The sequence below is a fragment of the Microbacterium sp. NPDC055665 genome (assembly GCF_053618035.1).
On the sequence record NZ_JBSHGY010000002.1, the window covers coordinates 529,942 to 547,650 of the forward strand.

Sequence of the window (17,709 nt, forward strand, 5' to 3'; positions counted from 1 at the left end):
TATTGATTTGGATCCAGAATCCGCGTTAGCATGACCGCATCACGTCGACCCGATTGGCCGACGTCGGTGGTCCCGACCTGGACTGCGAACGTGCTCGCTCTTGCGCCCCTTCCCGTCCTCGTCTCCCGGAGAACCATGCCCGCCACCGCCCGCGCCCTCAGTGCCGCCCCCGCCCTCGCCCTCCTCCTCGCCGCAGGATTGAGCGGATGCGCCGCCACCCCCGCCGCTCCCGCCGCTGCCGCCGATCCGAAACCCGTCGTGCTCGACAACTGCGGCACCGAGGTGTCGATGGATGCCGCACCGCAGCGCATCCTCACCATCAAGTCATCGACGCTCGAGCTCGCCCTGGCGCTCGGCGCGGGCGACCGGATCATCGGCTCCGCCTTCTCCGACGGCCCGCTGCCCGACGATCTCGCAGCGGGCGCCGAGGACATCGACGTCGTCTCCGACAAGGTGCCGTCGAAGGAGGCCGTGCTCGAACTCGAACCCGACCTGGTGTTCGCCGGCTGGGAGTCGAACTTCTCGGTCGACGGCGCCGGCGAGCGTGCCAATCTGGAGTCCCTCGGCATCACCACCTACGTCGCGCCCGCCGCGTGCAAGGCCGCGGGGTACATGCCCGATCCCCTCACGTTCGACACCGTGTTCGACGGGTTCGCGGAGGCGGGCGAGCTGCTGGGCGAGGAGAAGGCCGCGGCTGCGCTGGTCGAGGAGCAGCGCGCGGCCATCGATGCGATCACCCCCGACGAGCGCGGCCTGACCGCAGTCTGGTACTCGTCGGGCACGGACCAGCCCTTCGTCGGCGCCGGCATCGGGGCACCGCAGATGATCATGTCGACCGCCGGGCTCGACAACGTGTTCGCCGACGTGCACGACACCTGGACGTCGAGTTCATGGGAGCTGATCACCGAAGCCGACCCCGACGTGATCGTGCTGGTGGATGCCGCGTGGAACACCGCGGAATCCAAGATCGCGCTGCTCACGTCGAACCCGGTCACGTCGCAGCTCGACGCCGTGCAGAACGAACGGTTCGTGATCGTCGACTTCCCCGCGACCGAGGCCGGCATCCGCAACGTCGACGCCGTGGAGTCGATCGTGACCCAGCTCGGAGAGCAGTGAGCGTCACGGTCCCGTTGCGGGCGGCGATCCCGGTCGCGGCGCCATCGACCACTCACCCGCGACGGCGGCGCACGGTCTCGGCGGTCGCGGTGCTGCTGCTCGTGCTGACCGGCAGCGTCGTCGCGGCGGTCGCGATCGGACCGGCTGACATCACGCCCGCCGAACTCGTGGCGAGTGTGTGGTCGCATGTGTCGGGCGCCGCCAGCGGGCTCACCCCGATCCGCGACGCGATCATCTGGGAGGGCCGGGTGCCCCGCGTGCTCACCGCCGCCGCGGTCGGTGGTGGTCTGGCCCTGTGCGGTGCCGTGATGCAGGCGCTCACCCGCAACCCGCTCGCCGATCCGTATCTGCTCGGGCTCTCGTCGGGCGCGTCCACGGGTGCGGTGATCGTGATCGTCCTGGGCGCCGCGGTGGCGCTGCCGTTCGCCGCGTTCGCCGGTGCGCTGCTCGCTCTCGTGCTGACGCTCGGCCTCGCCCGCGCCGCCGGTTCTGCGGGACCGACCGCCGTGGTGCTCGCGGGTCTCGCCGTGTCGGCCGTGCTCGCCGCGCTGACGAGCCTCGTGATCTTCTGGAGTGCGACGAACGACAGCTACCGCGAGATCCTCAGCTGGCTGCTCGGCTCGCTCGGCGGTGCGGACTGGGCGGATGCCGCTCTCGCCGGGGTCGCCGTGGTCGTGTGCGCGGTCCCCCTGCTCGCCTCGGCGCGCCCTCTCGACAGCCTCGTGCTCGGCGACACCGCGGCCGAGGCGCTCGGCATCCCGGTCACCCGCCTGCGGGTGCTGCTCTTCGTGTGCACGGCGCTGCTGACCGGAGCCCTCGTCGCGGTGAGCGGATCGATCGGCTTCGTCGGGCTGATCCTGCCGCACGCCGTCCGCGCGGTCGTCGGCGCCCCGCATCGCGCGCTGCTGCCGGTCTCGTTCCTCGCGGGGGCGGTGTTCCTCATCTGGGCCGACACCATCGCCCGCACCGTGTTCGAGCCTCGTGAGCTGCCGGTGGGGATCGTCACGGCCCTGATCGGCGGCCCTGTGTTCGCGCTGCTGATGCTGCGCATGCGGAAGGGTCGGGCATGACCGGCGTGCGGGCGAGCGGCCTCGACGCCCGCCGCATCCGGTTCGGCCACGGCGACCGGCTGATCATCGACGGCATGCACATCGCGGCTCCCGGCGGCGCGGTGACCGCGCTGCTCGGCCCCAACGGCTCGGGCAAGAGCACGCTGCTGCGCCTGATCGCCGGCACCCTGCGCGGCGAGGTCGAGGCCCTCACCCTCGACGGAGCCCCGCTCCCGGCGCTGCGACGACGCGAACGCGCGCAGCGGGTGGCACTGGTCGAGCAGGAATGGTCGGCGGCCGAGGGCATGACCGGCCGCGACATCGTCGGACTCGGGCTGCTCCCGCACCGGGGATGGTTGTCGTTCGAGGGCGAGGAGGCGGATGCCACGGCCACGGATGCGGCCCTGGCACGCGCCGGTGCGCTCGAGTTCGCCGACCGTGACGCCGCGACCCTGTCCGGCGGCGAGCGCCAGCGCGTGAACCTCGCGCGGGCGCTGGCTCAGCGTCCGTCACTGCTGCTGTGCGACGAACCGACGAACCACCTCGACATCCGGGCGCAGCTCGACGCGCTCGTGCTGCTGCGCTCCCTCTCCCGCGAGGGCATGACCGTGTTCGCCGCGCTGCACGACCTCAATCACGCGGCGGCATTCGCCGACCGGGTCGTGGTGGTCGCCGACGGGCATGTGCAGGCGGCCGGGCCGCCGCAGGATGTGCTGACGCGCGAGCTCATCGCTCGCGTGTGGCGTGTCGACGCGGAGGTGCTCACGCGTCCGGGGAGCGATCGACCGCTGATCGTCTTCGACGCCGCGATGGCTCCGACGTCCGGTCGCTGAGAGGCTCGGTCGACTCAGTCGACGCCTCAGTCGACGTCTCGGTCGACGACGGCCAGGCCCTCTTCATCGAACACGACGCCCTCGGCGATCAGACGCTCACGGGCGGCATGATGCACGACGCCGCGCTTGCGCGGGTCGACCTCGAGCAGACCGAGCACGATCTCGCGGGTGGCGTTCGGGTGATGGGCGACCTCGATCCGCACACCCCAGAACCGGTCGGTGGCGAAGCGGGCGAGAGCCTGCGCGTCGGCATCCGGATTGTGAGCGGCCGCCGCGCGGATTCCCTGATTCGGGTCGTCGACGAGCTGTGCGAATTCCTCCGGCGTGTGCGCACCCCGTGCCAACCTGTAACGGCGTTCCTCGTCGGCGAGCTGCTCCGGCGTCTTGCGCTTCCCCATGGCGTCCCCGTCCTCCCGGAGCCGCTGCGCACCGGGAGCGTCAGTCTATTCGGGGCATCCGACGCGAAGACGGCGGTCGTGGAGGCTGCCGTCGGCGGTCCGCGGAGCGGAACCTAGGCGTGCGCCAGGCTCGGCGCGCGGACGAATGCGCTCAGTCGCAGCGAGAGTGCTTCGGCTTCGGCCTCGGCCTCGTGGTCGGCCTCCGCCGCGGCCGCCGAGACCTCGGGAGGAACAACACCCGACCCTCCGCCGACACCGGCGAGAGCGCAGGACCGGGCCGGAGTCCGCAGCTGGTCGAAAGTCATCGGCAGGGTCTCGCATCGCGCGTGCCCGCAGAGCACGTGCGCGAGCTCATGGGTGACGGTGTGCAGCCGAAACCACCGCGGATCGGAACCGCGCACGGGTATCCGCACGCGATCACCCTCGGCGAGGATGAACGGCGCGACCGTCATCCACTCCGCATCGTCGAGGACCTCGATCTCGATGTCCATGCCGGTCAGCGCCGACACCCGATCGGCGAGGCACTCCACGCTGGTGCCGCATTCGGCCTCCAGCTCTTCGAACAGCCGATCCACGCGGCGTCGATCATTCATCATGACTCACCCCTCCTGCAGTCCGGCCCCCTTTCGGCCGAACATTCCCTCACGGGGAGAGACGGTGCCGATGGTCCGGTCATTACGCCGAAAGGCCGAAACCTTCGTCCAGTCTTCCCGCGGCGGTCTACGACCTTTGGCCTGTCGGGGCCGCGTGGAGGACCCGGTCATTGTGACCCGGGCCGGCGGAGAGTCCGACCGCGAGGGCATCCGCGGCCAGCCGCGCCGAGGTGTCGAGGTCGCGCATCCACAGCGGACGCACCGGCGCACAGAGCCCTTCCCCTTCAAGCACCTCGGCAAGTGCGGCATCCTCCTCGCCGATGAGCCACGCGTCGAGCAGACCGCCCGCCCCGACCTCCCGAGCACAACTTCGGAGATCGGGCTCGACACCCCCTTCCCGAGCACAACTTCGGAGATCGGGCTCGACACCCCGGGGGCTGGACGGATGCCGCGGCGTGTCGGCCGCGATCTCCGAAGTTGTGCCGCGGGCGTCGAACAGGCTCCGGGCGGCGCGCACGCCGTAGTGTCGCCCGACGGCATCCGCCGTGGCGGGAATGCCGACGGCGGCCAGGCAGGCGTCGGCCATGCCGCGCACCGGAGCACCCGCGATGATCGGCGACACCCCGACCACGGTTCCGGATGCCGCACGGACCGCGTCGGCGATGCCGGGCACGGTGAGGATCGGGCCGACCGAGACCACCGGATTCGACGGCGCGAACAGGATGACGTCGGCCGCCGCGATCGCTTCGAGCACACCCGGCGCCGGCGCGGAGTGCTCGACGCCCGGCCAGTCGAAGCTCTGCGCCGGAAGCGATGCCCGGTGCCGGGTCCACCACTCCTGGAAGTGCATGCGGCCGTGGTCGGTCGTCACGTGCGTGTCGACCTCGGCATCCGTCATGGGCAGCAGCCGCACCCCGAGCGGCCAGCGTGACGCGAGCCGGGCGACGACCTCGGTGACGGAGGCACCATCGCGCAGCCAGCCCGTGCGCGCGATGTGGGCGCCCAGGTCGAGGTCGCCGAGTGTGAACCACGGCCACCCGGCACCCCACGCGTGCAGTTCGGCGGCGACGCGCTCCGACTCCCCCGTGCGCCCCCAGCCGCGCTCGGTGTCGTTCACTCCGGCGAGCGCGTAGATCATCGAGTCGACGTCGGGCTGCAGCCGCAGGCCACTCAACCACAGGTCGTCACCGGTGTTGGCGATGACCGTGATCTCGGCGCGGGTGCCGCCTGCGGCATCCGGCCACTGCCGTCGCGCTGCTTCGCGCACTCCGACGACGAACTTCGACCCGCCCACGCCGCCCGCGAGCACGACGATCCGAGGGGCATCGGTCGCCGTCATGAGGCGAGGACCAGGGGGCGATCGAGGAGGGCGGACGTGCGAGGTCCCAGACCGGCGCGACGTGCGTCGCGGAGATGCTCGGCGTGATCGAGGTCGCGACGAAGTCCGCTCAGCACCGGAAGCCCCACTTCAGAGAAACCGGCGGCGCGATGAGCGGCTGCCGAATCCCCGCCGAAGCAGGTGCGCAGCTCGACACCGGCACGTGCGGTGGCGAGCACGGTGCCTGTGCCCTCCGCATCCGGCACGAACGCCCGCGGATGCGACGAGGCGAACGCGAGTGCCCTGGCGAGCTCGTCCGGACGTAGCGCGGGAAGGTCGCCGAGCAGCACCGCTCGCGGCCGGTCACCCGGTGCCGCTCCCACTCCCTGCTCGATCGCCGCCGTGAGACCCTCGCTGCGGTCGCGCACCAGACGCACCCGGGGCAACAGCCGCAGCGCGGTCGCCGTGACCTCGTCCCTCGTCACCACGATGACTTGGGCGACCCGCTCGCACGCGGCCGCGGCCTCGACCGTGTCGAGTGCGATCGCGCGGGCGAGGGGCTCGCGATCCACGCCGGGGATCCGCAGTCGCGACTTGCCGATCTCGGCGCGCTTCACCGGGATCACCACGACCCATTCCCGCACCGGCGCACCCGGCAGCGGCACCCCGACCCCCGAACCCCGGATCATGTCGGACGCCTAGCCGCGGGCCGTATCGCGCAGCCGGGGCGCGATGTCGCGCTCGAAGAGCTGCAGGAAGCGGCGCTGGTCGTGCCCGGGCGCGTGGAAGACGAGGTGGTTGAAGCCCCAGTCGATGTACTGCTGGATCTCGGCGGCCACGGCATCCGGGTCGTTCCCGACGATCCAGCGCTTCGCGATGGTCTCCAGCGGCAGCGCGTCGGCGGCCTTCTCCATCTCGACCGGATCGGTGATGTCGTGCTTCTGCTCCTTCGAGAGCGACAGCGGCGACCAGAAGCGGGTGTTCTCCAGCGCCGCCTCCCGGGTCTCCTCGTACGACAGCTTGATCTCGATCATCCGGTCGTACGTGTCGAACGAGCGCTCCGACTGCGCCAGCCCCTCCTTCACGGCGGGGAGCAGCTGGTCGACGTAGAGCTCCTGCCCCTTGCCCGAGGTGCAGATGAAGCCGTCGCCCGCGCGGCCGGCGTAGCGCGCCACCATCGGTCCACCCGCGGCGATGTAGATCGGGATGCCACCCTCGGGGCGGTCGTAGATCGAGGCGTCGTGCGTCGAGTAGTACTCGCCGTCGAAGTTCACGCGGTCGCCCGACCACAGCGCCCGCATCAGACGCACCGATTCGCGCAGCCGCGCATAGCGCTCCTTGAACTCGGGCCATTCCTGCTCGCCCGCGCCACGGAAACCGGTCGCGATCTCGTTCAGCGCCTCACCGGAGCCGACGCCGAGGATGATGCGGTCCTGGTACAGGCAGCCCAGGCTCGCGAACGCCTGCGCGAGCACCGCCGGGTTGTAGCGGAACGTCGGGGTCAGCACCGAGGTGCCGATGCGGATGCTCGACGTGCGCTCGCCGACCGCCGCCATCCAGGTGAGCGAGAACGGGGCGTGGCCGCCGGTGTGCCGCCAGGGTTGGAAGTGGTCGCTGGCGAACACCGACTGCATGCCGTGCGCCTCCGCAGCGACCGAGATCTCGACGAGCTCCCGGGGGTCGAACTGCTCTGCGCTGGCCTTGTATCCGAGGGTCAGTGTCATGTCGCATCCTTCTGTTGTCGTTGTCTGATGTCTGCCAGGGCGGCGGCATAGCCGTCGCGGTATCCCTGGTCGAGTGCTTCGGCCGTGCCCAGCCAGAAGAGGTCGCGCTCCGAGGAGCGCACGATGCTCGTGGCGCCTGGCAGGTCGAGGGGGCCGACGAGGTCGGCGCGCCCACGCACCACTGCGACCGGGTTGCCGCTCGCCTTGCCCTTGACCAGATCGGATGCCGCGGCCAGCTCGTCTGCGACGCACGGGGTCGTGACGCTGAGCACCTTGCCCGCCTGGTCGGTCGTGCCGCGGAGGTCGGCGATCATGCGCACGCCTCCGCCGCCGATCGCGACGTCGGTCTGGCCCTCACGCCAGGGCCGACCGAGGGTGTCGCTGAGGATCACACCGACCTCGGCACCGGTCGCGGCTCTGAGCTCCGCGGCGATCTCCCTCGCCGAACGATCAGGGTCTTCCGGCAGCAGCAGCACCCAGCCGTCCGGGGTGTTGCTGGCGTCGACCCCGGCGGCAGCGGCGACCATGCCGAGGCGGTTCTCGACGATGCGCATGGTGTGGCCGTCGAAGGTGCGCGAGGCCACCAGGCGCACGGTCTCGGCGGTGATCGCGGCCTCGCGGTCGGCGGCCTGCACGTAGCGGTCCTCCGCCTTCGACACGATCTTCGAGGTGACGACGAGGATGTCGCCGTCGACGAGTTCGACGCCGGTCGCGAGGATCAGTGTCACGAGGTCGTCGCCAGGGCGCACCTCGCCGATCCCGGTGAGTGCGAAGACGGTGATCGCCGGGGCACTCATGCGTGCACCTTCGGGAGCACGTCGCGACCGAAGACCTCGACGAACTGCCGCTGGTCCGGCCCGACGTTGTGCAAGTAGATGCGTGTGAAGCCGAGATCGGCATAGCGCTGGATCTGCGCGCGGTGCACATCGGGGTCGGCCGAGATGAGCATCCCCGCCCGCACGTCGTCGGGGGTGACCCCGCGCACCAGCTGCTCGAAGTCGTACGGCGACCGCACGTCGCCACGGCGCATCCGGAGCCCGGCGATCGGCCATTCGGCGAGCGCGTTCTCGAGGGCCTGCTCGTCGGTCGGCGCCCACGACACCCGCAGCTGGAGCACCTTCGGCAGGGAGTCGGGGTCATGCCCCGCCTCCCGCGCTCCTTCTGCGAAGCGTGCGAGCAGTGGGGCGAGGCGCTCCGTTTCGGCCGAGGTGGTGATGAGGCCGTCAGCGTTGCGCCCGGCGCGTCGGGCGGTGGCGGGGCCGGCCGTGGCGACATAGACCGGTGGAGCGGTCGGCGGCATGGTCCACAGCCGGGTCGATTCCATGCGGAAGTGCTCGCCGCGGTGGCGGGTGTCGCGGCCGGCGAGCGACGCGGTGAAGAGCTTGCGGATCAGGTCGACGGCTTCGAACATGCGGTCGATGCGCTCGGCCGGCTCCGGCCAATAGTCGCCGACGATGTGCTCGTTCAGCGCCTCCCCCGAGCCGACCCCGAGCCAGGCGCGCCCCGGGTAGAGGGTCGCGAGGGTCGCGGCGGCCTGAGCGACGACGGCCGGATGCGTGCGGAACCCGGGTGTCGTGACGCCGGGGCCGAGGTCGCCGGTCGTGTGCGCGCCGATCGCGCCGAGCATGGTCCACACGTGGGCGGCGGCCCGGTGCCGCGGGAGCCAGGGCTGGAAGTGGTCGGTCGCCATGATGCCGCGGAACCCGTGCGCCTCGGCGAGCACGCAGTTCTCGATCACGGCGGTGGGCTCGACGTGCTCGAGCATCGCGGCGTACCCGATCTGCATGTCGCCTCCTCACGCTGCTGTTGTCTCCATTGAATGGATACTGGATCCAAAAGTCAATACCTCGAGCACACACCCGCGCCCGCGTTCCCCCGCTTCCACCCCTGCCCACCCCGAGCGCACGGCATCCTGCCGAGTGCACGGGCTCTTCACGTCGAGAAGCCGTGCACTCGTCGCGAAGCCGTGCACTCGTCAACCCATGGACGGGCGCGGGCGGGATGTGCGGGCGCGCGCGGGGTGCGGCGCCGGCGCGGGGCTCAGCGCTTCTGGCGCTGCACCGCCAGGGTCACCGTCGCGGAATCGGCGGCGGGAACCGGCGGGGCGGCGAGGGCGGGGAGACCGGCGGCGACGGGCTTGCGGGCCCGACCGATCGCGCGGCGGGACAGCGCCCACTGCAGCCCGTACCCGATCGCGAACACCATCAGCGTGAAGATCAGCGCCATCGCGGCCCCCTGATCCGGCGCATACAGCTGCGCGGATCGCGGGTTGATCATCGCGTAGATGTACATCGACAGCGGACGCGACGACGGGGTCGCCAGGAACGCCGGGAGCGTGAACTCGTTGGTGCCGAGGATGAACATCTGGATCCACACGGCCATCACGGTGGGCATCAGCAGCGGGGCGATGATGCGACGGAACCCCTCGAACCGACTGGCTCCACTGGTGAGAGCGGCCTCCTCCAGCTCGGGGCGGATCTGCAGCGTCGCGCTGTACGACGAGCGGTAGGCGATCGACACCCGGTACGAGTACGCGATGACGAGCGCCAGCAGCGTGCCCGCGATCGGGATGTACGGGTTGATCACCATGAAGGTGAGGAACATCGCGAAACCGGCGATGGTCGCGGGGATCGCGACCGACGACGACGCGAACAGGTCCATCGCCTTCACCCACCAGGTCTTCTTGCTGCGCGCGATGCCGTAGGCGAGCACCGTGGCGAAGACGACCGCGATCGTGGCGCTGCCGCCCGCGATGATGACCGTGCGCCCGAGCGACACCCAGAACTCCGAGTCGGCGAGCACCGTGCCGAACGCCCCGAAGTCGGTGTTGCCGAGCAGCGCGTCGATCGAGAACGCCACGGGGTAGGGCGTGATCGCCGCCCACAGCAGGGCGAGCAGCGGAAGGATGCCGGTGAGCAGCACGAACACGGCGACCAGCACCATGACCGGGATCTTCCACGGCCCCATGCGCATGGTCGACGGCCGGAAGCCCTTGCCCGACACCGAGGCTCTGCGCTCGGCGTTGCGGGTCGCCCGCAGATAGACCGCGAACGCGATGGTCGTGATTACGAGGAACACCAGTCCCCACGCGGCGGCCAGCCCGTACTGCGGCAGCTCGCCCGCGTTGGAGCTGATGAGCGTCCAGAGTTTGAGGGCGAAGATGTCGCGCCCCGACTCCTGGCCGAACAACAGCGGCACCTCGAGACTGCCGAGGCCCAGGATGAAGGTGAGCACGGTCACCCCGAGCAGGCCCGGCCACAGCATCGGTAGCGTCACGCGGCGCAGGGTCTGCGGCCACGAGGCTCCCGACACCCGCGCCGACTCCTCGAGCGAGCCGTCCATGTTGGTCAGGATGGGCACGATCATCAGGTACGGGAATGTGACGTTCGTGAGCGCCTGGATGAAGATCATGGTCGGGAACGCGTAGGGGTCGATCGGCACGTCACTCGCGAAGGGCAGCAGCCGCAGCATCTGGTTGAGCACGCCCGACTCGGGCGACAGCATCAGCAGGTAGGCCTGCGCCTTCACGATCGGCGGGATGATGTACGGCACGATCACCAGCACCGAGATGAGGCGACGCCACGGAGCATCCGTCCGCACGGTGACCCACGCGAGACCGAACGCCATCAGGAGTGTGAGCAGCGTGGAACCGCCGACGAAGGCGCCGGTCGCACCGAGCACGCCCCAGAAGTCCTCGCGCAACTGCCACAGGGTGACGAAGTTCTCGACACCCCACTGGGCCGATGAGACGCCGAAGGGCAGGAACGGACCACGGAACGCGGTGATCACCTGGACGATCAGCGGTACCGCGAGAAGGATGAAGATGACCGCACCCGAGACGACCATGGCGATCGTCATCGAGGTGGGGCGCTTTCGCCCCGTGGTCCGTCCTGCCTTGAACATGGTTATCCGTTCAGCGCCTTGTCGGCGGCGTTGATCATGGCCTGCCAGTCGTCACGAGTGGCCTGCGTCTCGGTCTCGGCGCCGCTTTCGAGGCCGAGCAGCAGCGCGTCGGAGTTCGTCTTCATGAGTCCGGTGGACTCGGCGAACGTCTCGGCGGGGAGCCCGGCGAACGGCACCTGCGTGCTGGCGAAGCGCTCGTCCGTCATGCGGAGGCTGATCCAGTCGGGGTCGAACGCGTTCCACAGCGTCCACAGTGCGGCGCCGGGCTTGTTCTTCCCATCGGAGTTCACGCCGGAGAACTGCGCCCAGACCCCCGCGTGCTCGAACGGCGAGACCTGCAGCGCCGGGTTCGGGTTGAACAACGTCTGGTTCAGCGCGATGGGCACGTCTCCGCTCGACAGCGGGGCGCCCTGGTCCTCGAGCAGCTTCAGGTTGCCCGACGACATCAGCTCGTCGATCAGGTCGACCATCTTGTCTTCGCCCTCGGCCATACCGTACCCGGCGAAGACCACCGCGTTGTACCCGGCGACCGAGACCTTGTCCTTGTACTCGGGGGCGAGCAGACCGTCGAGCGTTTCCGGAACGGCATCCACCTTCTCGGTGTTGTACTGGATGAGGGTGCCGTTGATGCTGTCGGGCATGAGCTCGGGGGCGCCGATGGTGAGGTACTCCTCGGGCACGCCGAAGCTCGCCCAGTCGACCTTCTCCCAGAAGCCCTCGTCGTACATCGCGGCCATCGAGGTGATCGAGCCGGACACCACGTCGGTGTTGCGCGACCCCGTGGCCTTGGCCGAGATGATCGCCGACGAGAGGTTGTAGGTCAGACCGCGGGTCTCGACCTTGATGTCGGGGAAGCGCTCGTTGAACTGTGCGATGACATCCGGCGACAGCTCATACCAGTCCCAGATGACCAGCGTGCCGTCGTCGGCCTTCTTCGCCTCTTCGTAGAGGGCGTCGAGCTGCTTGTCGATCTCGGGCCAGTAGTCGTCGTAGAAGTTCTCGCAGCGGGTGATCGCGCCGACTTCGACGGCGTCGCAGACAGCCGAGGCGGCATCGCCCTTGAGCGCGCTGTCGCCGGAGGCGGCCTCGCTCTGCGTGCCGCAGCCGGTCAGGGCGAGCGCGAACGTCGCCGTGACGGCGACAGCTCCCAGTGTTCTCTTCATGATCTGAATGTCCTCTCTGACATCAGGTGTGTGATTGCGGGTGTGGTGCGGGATGGATCAGGCGCCCAGCACGCGGCAGGCGTGCGGGACCAGTTCGAGGAAGACCCTGCCGCCCTCGGGGGGTGTCGCTAGCGGTGCTCCGCGGCCGACGATCGTGGCGACGGGCTCACCCTCGGTGAGCACCTCGGCCTCGTACTCGACGATCTCGCCGAGGAACTCCACACGCACGATGCGCACGGGGAGCACGTTGGGGCGCTCGACGTCGGTCTCGTGCCAGCGCACGGTCTCTGGGCGGAAGGTGAGCGTGACCTCGTCGCCCGCGGAGACGCCGTCGGGCACGGGCGTCCGCAGCCGGGTGCCCAGGGCCTCGACCACCGCGTCGCCGCCGCCGTCGCGCTCGATCACCACGGCGGGGATCATGTTCGCGCGGCCGACGAAGTTCGCCACGAAGCGGTCGGCCGGCTGGTCGTAGAGCTCCCGGGGTGTGGCCTCCTGCACGATGCGTCCGCCGTTCATGACGGCGACCCGATCGGACATCGACAGCGCCTCGGACTGGTCGTGCGTCACGTACAGGGCGCTGATGCCGAGGGTGCGCTGCAGGCTTCGCAGCTCGTTGCGCATGGTGTCGCGCAGCTTGGCGTCGAGGTTCGACAGCGGCTCGTCGAGCAGCAGCAGCCGCGGGCGGTGAGCGAGGGCCCGGGCGAGGGCGAGCCGCTGCTGCTGGCCGCCCGACAGCGCGGTGGCCGGACGCTGCGCGAGGTGGTCGAGCTGCACCAGCTCCAGCGCCTCCATCGCCCGCTTGCGCGCCTCCTGCTTCGGCAGCTTCGAGCCCGCGACCTGCAGCGGGAAGATCGCGTTGGCGAACACGGTCATGTGCGGCCAGATCGCGTAGTTCTGGAACACCATGCCGATGTCGCGCTTGTCGGGCGACACGTGCTCGGTGCCGGTCGAGAGCACGGCGCCGTCGAGCGAGATGACCCCGCCGTTGCTCCGCTCGAGCCCGGCGACACAGCGCAGCGTCGTCGTCTTGCCGCACCCCGACGGTCCGAGGAGCGAGTAGAACGTCCCCGGCTCGATCGTGAAGGTGACGTCCTTGACCACGGGGACGGCGGCACCGTCGAGCTCGTAATCCTTCTTCAGGGCGTCGACGACGAGTCGGCCGCCTCCGGATCTCTCGGTCATGGGAGCCTTCGCCTGCTTCCTGGTTCTGGATGTTGGATCCACTGCGACTGCCGTCATCATCGTCCCTCTCTCACGACCGAGCTCACCGTCTGCGGGGCGGCCGGTGCGCCCCAGGGTCGCGGCTTCTCGAAGAACACCACGACGATCGCGCACACCGCGAAGGCGATGGCCGAAAGAAGCAGGGACTGCGACATGGCCGCGGCGAGTCCGCTGCCGTCCTTCGCCGACAGCTCGGTCCCCGGGTGGATCGCGCCGGGGACGAAACCGGTGATGTGCGCGGCGAGCGTCACGTTCATCAGCACGGCCAGCAGCGCCGATCCGATCACCGACCCCATCTGCCTGGTCGTCGAATAGACGCCCGATCCCGCTCCCGCCTGCGTGTGCGGGAGGTTCCGCGTGGCCGTCGACGCGAGCGGGCCGAACATCCCGGAGACGCCCACACCCAGCAGGGTAGAGGGCAGCAGCAGGAGCCAGAACGGAGCATCGAGGGTCATGGTCGCCGCGTACCAGACCATGGCCGCGGCCGAGATGACGAAGGCCGCGAAGGTCACCCAGCGCGGGCCGATCCGGTCGCTCAGCTTGCCGACGAACGGCCCGAGCGCGCCCGAGACGACCGCCATCGGCGCCAGCATCAGCGCTGCGAGCGTCGGGTCGAGGCCCCGGGCGACCTGGAAGTAGAAGGCGAGCGGCACGGGCATCGCGGTGATGCCGACCCCGACGAGGAAGATCGTGACGTTCGCGACCGAGAAGTTGCGGTCGCGGAAGAGCGCGAGGGGCATGAGGGGCTCGGCGCGATTGACGCGCTGCCACACGACGAAGAGCACGAGCAGCACGACGCCGGTGACGATCACGCCCCACACCGTGATCGGAGCGAGGATCACACCCCAGTCGTAGACCTCGCCCTCCTGGATGCCGAACACCAGCAGGAACAGTCCGAGTCCGGAGAGGGCGACGCCGAGGAAGTCGAAGCGGTGCGGGTGTCCCTCCAGGTTCGGCACCAGCCGCCAGGCGACGACGAAGGCGATGATCCCGACGGGCACGTTGACGAAGAAGATCCACTCCCAGCCCACGGTGTCGGTGAGCACGCCGCCGAGGATCGGCCCCACGAGCGTCGCCAGTCCGCCGACCGCGCCCCACGCCCCCATGGCCTGACCGCGACCGCGCGGCGGGAAGACCCGGGCGATGATCGCCATGGTCTGCGGCGTCATCAGCGCGGCGCCGAAACCCTGCACGGCGCGCGCCGCGATGAGCATCTCGATGCTGCCGGCCAACCCGCACGCCAGCGAAGCGAGGGTGAAGACCACGAGGCCCATGAGGTAGACCCGCTTGGGGCCGAACCGGTCACCGAGCCGGCCGGTCACCAGCAGCGGGACCGCATAGGCGAGCAGGTAGGCGCTCGTGACCCAGATCACCGTGGTGAGGTCGGCGTCGAAGGCCGCGAGGATGACCGGGTTGGCGATCGCCACGATCGTCGTGTCGACGAGGATCATGAAGAAGCCGATGCACAGCGCCCACAGGGCCGGCCACGGTCGGACGTTCTGGTTCATGGATCTCTTTCGGGAGGGATCGTCATGGGTCGGGAGCCGGTGTCCGTCCACTCAGCCCCTGATGTGGAGGACGGACACCGGAGTTTCCGGGAAGAGCTCAGCCGTCGGTGGCGGGGATGCCGGTGACGACCTCACCCAGCAGCGGGGTGGAGACCGCGTAGATGCCGTGGTTGGCGAAGAGCCAGATCACGTTGCGGTCCCACTCGACGAAGATGCCGTGCACGGGTGCGGCGAGGTCATCGTCGTCCTTGAGCCCCATCGGCGGCACGAAGTACGCGCCCACCTTCGGGTTCTCCGGGTCGCGCACGTCGAAGATCTGCAGCCCCGCCGCGTAGAACGCGTAGGGGATCACTCCGCCGTGTGGGGTGCCCGTGTTGGTGAAGTACCCCGAGCGCTTGGGACCGAACGATCCGCGGCGCTGCGCCCAGTCCGTGAACGCGGCCTCTGCCGGCGGCGTCGGCCGGGGCAGCGTGCGCACGACCCGCGGGTTCGTCGGGTCGCTCACGTCGATCTGGTAGATCTCCTTGGCCGGCTCGTAGCAGTCGGTGTTCATCGGGTAGCCCGAGACGTAGACGTAGCCGGTCTCCTCGACCTGGGTGGTGTCGACGTTGTCGCCCTCGGTGCCCGCGACGCTGACCGGGAGGTGGCACCAGCCGACGTGGTGGATGTTCGTGGGATCGGATACATCGAGCACGAATAGGCCCTGGCCACCCTGCGCCGCATAGCCGTACTTCCACCCGGACTCGACCGAGCGCGGCATGAAGATGCCCATGCGCGAACCGAACCACGAGGTCTTGTTGTTCCAGCGCTCGTTGTCGGCGAGGTACTCGGAGTCCGCCTCCTCGCCGGCGCGGGAGCCGGGCACCCACCAGTTCGAGAGCAGTTCGGGCTTCGCGGGGTCCGACACGTCGTAGGCGGCGTGCCCCGCCGTCCACAGCGTGGTCTTGTACGGCTGGTTGGTGAAGGTGTTGTCGGGCGCGGTCGCCACGAAGAGGTACTTGTCTCCGTAGTAGACCGGCAGGTCGAGCACGCCGTTGCCCTCCTGGATCTCGTCCGGTCCGTGGTTCGGGTCGGTCGAGACCTCGGTGATGAGGGTCCAGTCGCGGGGGCTCGGGCCGTTCATCTCCCAGGTGCGGAAGCCGCGCAGGCCTTCCCACTCCTTCAGCTGCCCCTCGACGGTGTCGTCGATCCACTTGTTGGCGACGCGCCCCTTGAGGAAGTACCGCGGGGTCTCGCTCGCCTGGATGGCGATGTGCTTGCCGAGCTTCTGGTTCCACTGCACCGTGGTGGCGCCGAACTGCGGGCGCGGGTCGTCCCAGCCCCACTGCTCCTCGTCGACGATGGTGAGGTCGCGCGGGTCGGTGATGTCGTAGAGCTTCCAGTGGTTGCCGCCGCCGTAGTGCAGCATGAGCCGGCGGCCGTCCCAGTCGTAGATGCACTGCCACGAGTGGCTCGTGTTCACCACGATCGGGTAGAACGCCTCGGCGGTCGCGTTGAGCGAGTATGTCTCGGGGTCGCGGTAGTCGAGCTGGCCGGGCCAGTCGACGAAGACGTCGCGCGGCACCGACGGCGTGTGCTCCGGCGGCAGGAAGGTGCCGTCGGGCTGCATGCCCCAGCTGGAGGGGTCGGGATCGGCCGGTTCGCCCTCGACGCGCGGGAAATCCTCCGGGCGGTACTTCTTCGCGTCGGGCACGTAGGGAGAGCCGGCCATGTCGCCTCCATTGGCTGAATCGGGTGAGATCGTCACGACGTCGTGTCGTCTCATCAGGTTCACCCTGCGGGAGCGATGCTGTCCAATATCCATACGGGTCAGAGCTATGACCATTCGGACATATCAGCCGGCGAAGCGCGGCTCCGTCTGCGCATACTCGCGCTCGAGTTCGGCCAGACGTGCACCCTCTTCGCGCAGGTGGGCGAGCAGCGCGGATGCGGCGGGCGACGGCGCCCGGTCCTTCGGCACCGTCACACCGACAGAGCGGCGGATGGAGCTCAGCGGCGTCGGCAGGATCCGCAGCTCACGATCGTCGACGGCGATGAACATCGGCAGCGCCGCGATCACGTCGGTCGAGATGAGCAGGGTCCGCAACGTCAGCATCGAGGTGCACTCGACGCGGTCGGGCGGCAGCGGCAGTCCCTCGTGGAAGAAGACGGCCTCGAGCTCGGCACGCAGGGCCGTCTGGGCGACGGGGAAGATCCACGGATACGAGATCAGCTCGGCGAGCGAGTTGGCCTTGATGCCACCGAGCACCGGATGCCCGGCTCGCGCGACCAGGCGGATCGGCTCCTGGTGCAGGCGCTCCTGCTCGAGCCGCACCGGCACGGTGGGCGACAGGCGCCCGACCGTGAGGTCGAGGTCGCCGGCGAGCAGCAGCTGTTGCAGGGTGTCGGGCGTGCCCTCGCGAACGACGACGGTCAGCCGCGGATACTCGGCCTTCAGCGCGGCGATGGCCCGCGGCAGCAGCAGGTTCGAGCCGGCGAGGTGGGTGCCGACCGTGACGGTGCCGAGCTGCCCCGACTGCAGCAGCCGCACCTCCTCCCCGGCGGCGCGCAGCTCGGCGAGCACGGAGCGGGCGCGCTCGATGAACGAGTGCCCGTACTGCGTGGGCCTGACCCCGCGGGGCAGCCGTTCGAACAGCGGCACGCCCAACACCTCCTCGACCTCGCGGAGGCCGCGGGTGACCACGGGCTGGGTGATGTGCAGCGACTCGGCGGCGCGCACCAGGGTGCCTTCGTCGGCGATGGCGGTGACGAGGACGAGGTGACGGATCTTCACCCGTCCGTCGAGCAGTCGATCGGTGACCATGATCCGGACTATAGCCGTATGGGCATGGCAGTGCATCAAGAGAGTATTTGTCGGCATCCCTCGAACCTTCCTAGCCTGAG

16 protein-coding genes are annotated in these 17,709 nt (G+C 69.7%); 3 read left to right on the forward strand and 13 right to left on the reverse strand.

Annotation, left to right across the window (positions count from 1 at the left end; all coding sequences use genetic code 11):
* Nucleotides 1-30 precede the first annotated feature (30 nt).
* Genes ACWGO6_RS08260 through ACWGO6_RS08270 form a run of 3 tightly spaced genes read left to right on the forward strand, consistent with a single transcriptional unit; the run spans nucleotide 31 to nucleotide 2,998 of the window.
* Nucleotides 31-1,116 carry a putative F420-0 ABC transporter substrate-binding protein gene (locus ACWGO6_RS08260; RefSeq protein ID WP_452326432.1) on the forward strand — a complete coding sequence of 362 codons (1,086 nt, stop codon included), beginning with the start codon at nucleotides 31-33 and terminating at the stop codon, nucleotides 1,114-1,116.
* Entirely contained in the window at nucleotides 1,113-2,186 is a 1,074-nt protein-coding gene (locus tag ACWGO6_RS08265) for a putative F420-0 ABC transporter permease subunit (RefSeq protein ID WP_446724423.1), read from the forward strand. Before ACWGO6_RS08260 ends, ACWGO6_RS08265 begins: the two co-directional genes overlap by 4 nt.
* Nucleotides 2,183-2,998, forward strand: coding sequence for an ABC transporter ATP-binding protein (locus ACWGO6_RS08270; protein WP_136042479.1), 816 nt, complete (start codon nucleotides 2,183-2,185; stop codon nucleotides 2,996-2,998). Before ACWGO6_RS08265 ends, ACWGO6_RS08270 begins: the two co-directional genes overlap by 4 nt.
* Nucleotides 2,999-3,024: 26 nt before the next feature.
* On the opposite strand, the gene ACWGO6_RS08275 is transcribed toward ACWGO6_RS08270, so the two are convergent.
* The 13 genes from ACWGO6_RS08275 to ACWGO6_RS08335 form a co-directional block, all read right to left on the reverse strand.
* A complete protein-coding gene (locus ACWGO6_RS08275) occupies nucleotides 3,025-3,396 on the reverse strand; it encodes a hypothetical protein (RefSeq protein ID WP_136042480.1) in 372 nt (123 codons plus the stop codon).
* A gap of 113 nt (nucleotides 3,397-3,509) precedes the next feature.
* On the reverse strand, nucleotides 3,510-3,992 hold the full coding sequence (locus tag ACWGO6_RS08280; protein ID WP_136042481.1) for a hypothetical protein: 483 nt from the start codon (nucleotides 3,990-3,992) through the stop codon (nucleotides 3,510-3,512).
* A 124-nt stretch (nucleotides 3,993-4,116) separates the two neighbouring features.
* A complete protein-coding gene (gene cofD, locus ACWGO6_RS08285) occupies nucleotides 4,117-5,328 on the reverse strand; it encodes a 2-phospho-L-lactate transferase (RefSeq protein WP_136042482.1) in 1,212 nt (403 codons plus the stop codon).
* The gene (gene cofC, locus ACWGO6_RS08290; RefSeq protein WP_136042483.1) at nucleotides 5,325-5,996 is read right to left on the reverse strand and encodes a 2-phospho-L-lactate guanylyltransferase; all 672 of its coding nucleotides are present in this window, start codon (nucleotides 5,994-5,996) and stop codon (nucleotides 5,325-5,327) included. Before cofC ends, cofD begins: the two co-directional genes overlap by 4 nt.
* Before the next feature lie 9 nt (nucleotides 5,997-6,005).
* On the reverse strand, nucleotides 6,006-7,031 hold the full coding sequence (gene fgd / locus ACWGO6_RS08295; protein ID WP_136042484.1) for a glucose-6-phosphate dehydrogenase (coenzyme-F420): 1,026 nt from the start codon (nucleotides 7,029-7,031) through the stop codon (nucleotides 6,006-6,008).
* Nucleotides 7,028-7,828: a coenzyme F420-0:L-glutamate ligase gene (cofE, locus tag ACWGO6_RS08300; protein WP_136042485.1), complete on the reverse strand. Its 801-nt coding sequence runs from the start codon at nucleotides 7,826-7,828 to the stop codon at nucleotides 7,028-7,030. Before cofE ends, fgd begins: the two co-directional genes overlap by 4 nt.
* Nucleotides 7,825-8,817 (reverse strand): TIGR03557 family F420-dependent LLM class oxidoreductase, encoded by a 993-nt coding sequence (locus tag ACWGO6_RS08305; RefSeq protein ID WP_136042486.1) that lies wholly within the window; start codon nucleotides 8,815-8,817, stop codon nucleotides 7,825-7,827. Before ACWGO6_RS08305 ends, cofE begins: the two co-directional genes overlap by 4 nt.
* Nucleotides 8,818-9,071: 254 nt before the next feature.
* Entirely contained in the window at nucleotides 9,072-10,934 is a 1,863-nt protein-coding gene (locus ACWGO6_RS08310) for an ABC transporter permease (protein ID WP_136042487.1), read from the reverse strand.
* 2 nt (nucleotides 10,935-10,936) lie between these two features.
* Nucleotides 10,937-12,097, reverse strand: a complete 1,161-nt coding sequence (locus ACWGO6_RS08315; RefSeq protein ID WP_136042488.1) for an ABC transporter substrate-binding protein — start codon at nucleotides 12,095-12,097, stop codon at nucleotides 10,937-10,939.
* A 57-nt stretch (nucleotides 12,098-12,154) separates the two neighbouring features.
* Complete coding sequence (locus ACWGO6_RS08320) at nucleotides 12,155-13,279, reverse strand: ABC transporter ATP-binding protein (protein WP_168429608.1); 1,125 nt, start codon at nucleotides 13,277-13,279, stop codon at nucleotides 12,155-12,157.
* Between the two features lie 56 nt (nucleotides 13,280-13,335).
* Complete coding sequence (locus ACWGO6_RS08325) at nucleotides 13,336-14,826, reverse strand: DHA2 family efflux MFS transporter permease subunit (protein WP_136042490.1); 1,491 nt, start codon at nucleotides 14,824-14,826, stop codon at nucleotides 13,336-13,338.
* A gap of 97 nt (nucleotides 14,827-14,923) precedes the next feature.
* Nucleotides 14,924-16,537: an LVIVD repeat-containing protein gene (locus tag ACWGO6_RS08330; protein WP_168429609.1), complete on the reverse strand. Its 1,614-nt coding sequence runs from the start codon at nucleotides 16,535-16,537 to the stop codon at nucleotides 14,924-14,926.
* Nucleotides 16,538-16,660: 123 nt separating this feature from the next.
* On the reverse strand, nucleotides 16,661-17,629 hold the full coding sequence (locus ACWGO6_RS08335; RefSeq protein WP_136042492.1) for a LysR substrate-binding domain-containing protein: 969 nt from the start codon (nucleotides 17,627-17,629) through the stop codon (nucleotides 16,661-16,663).
* Nucleotides 17,630-17,709 lie beyond the last annotated feature (80 nt).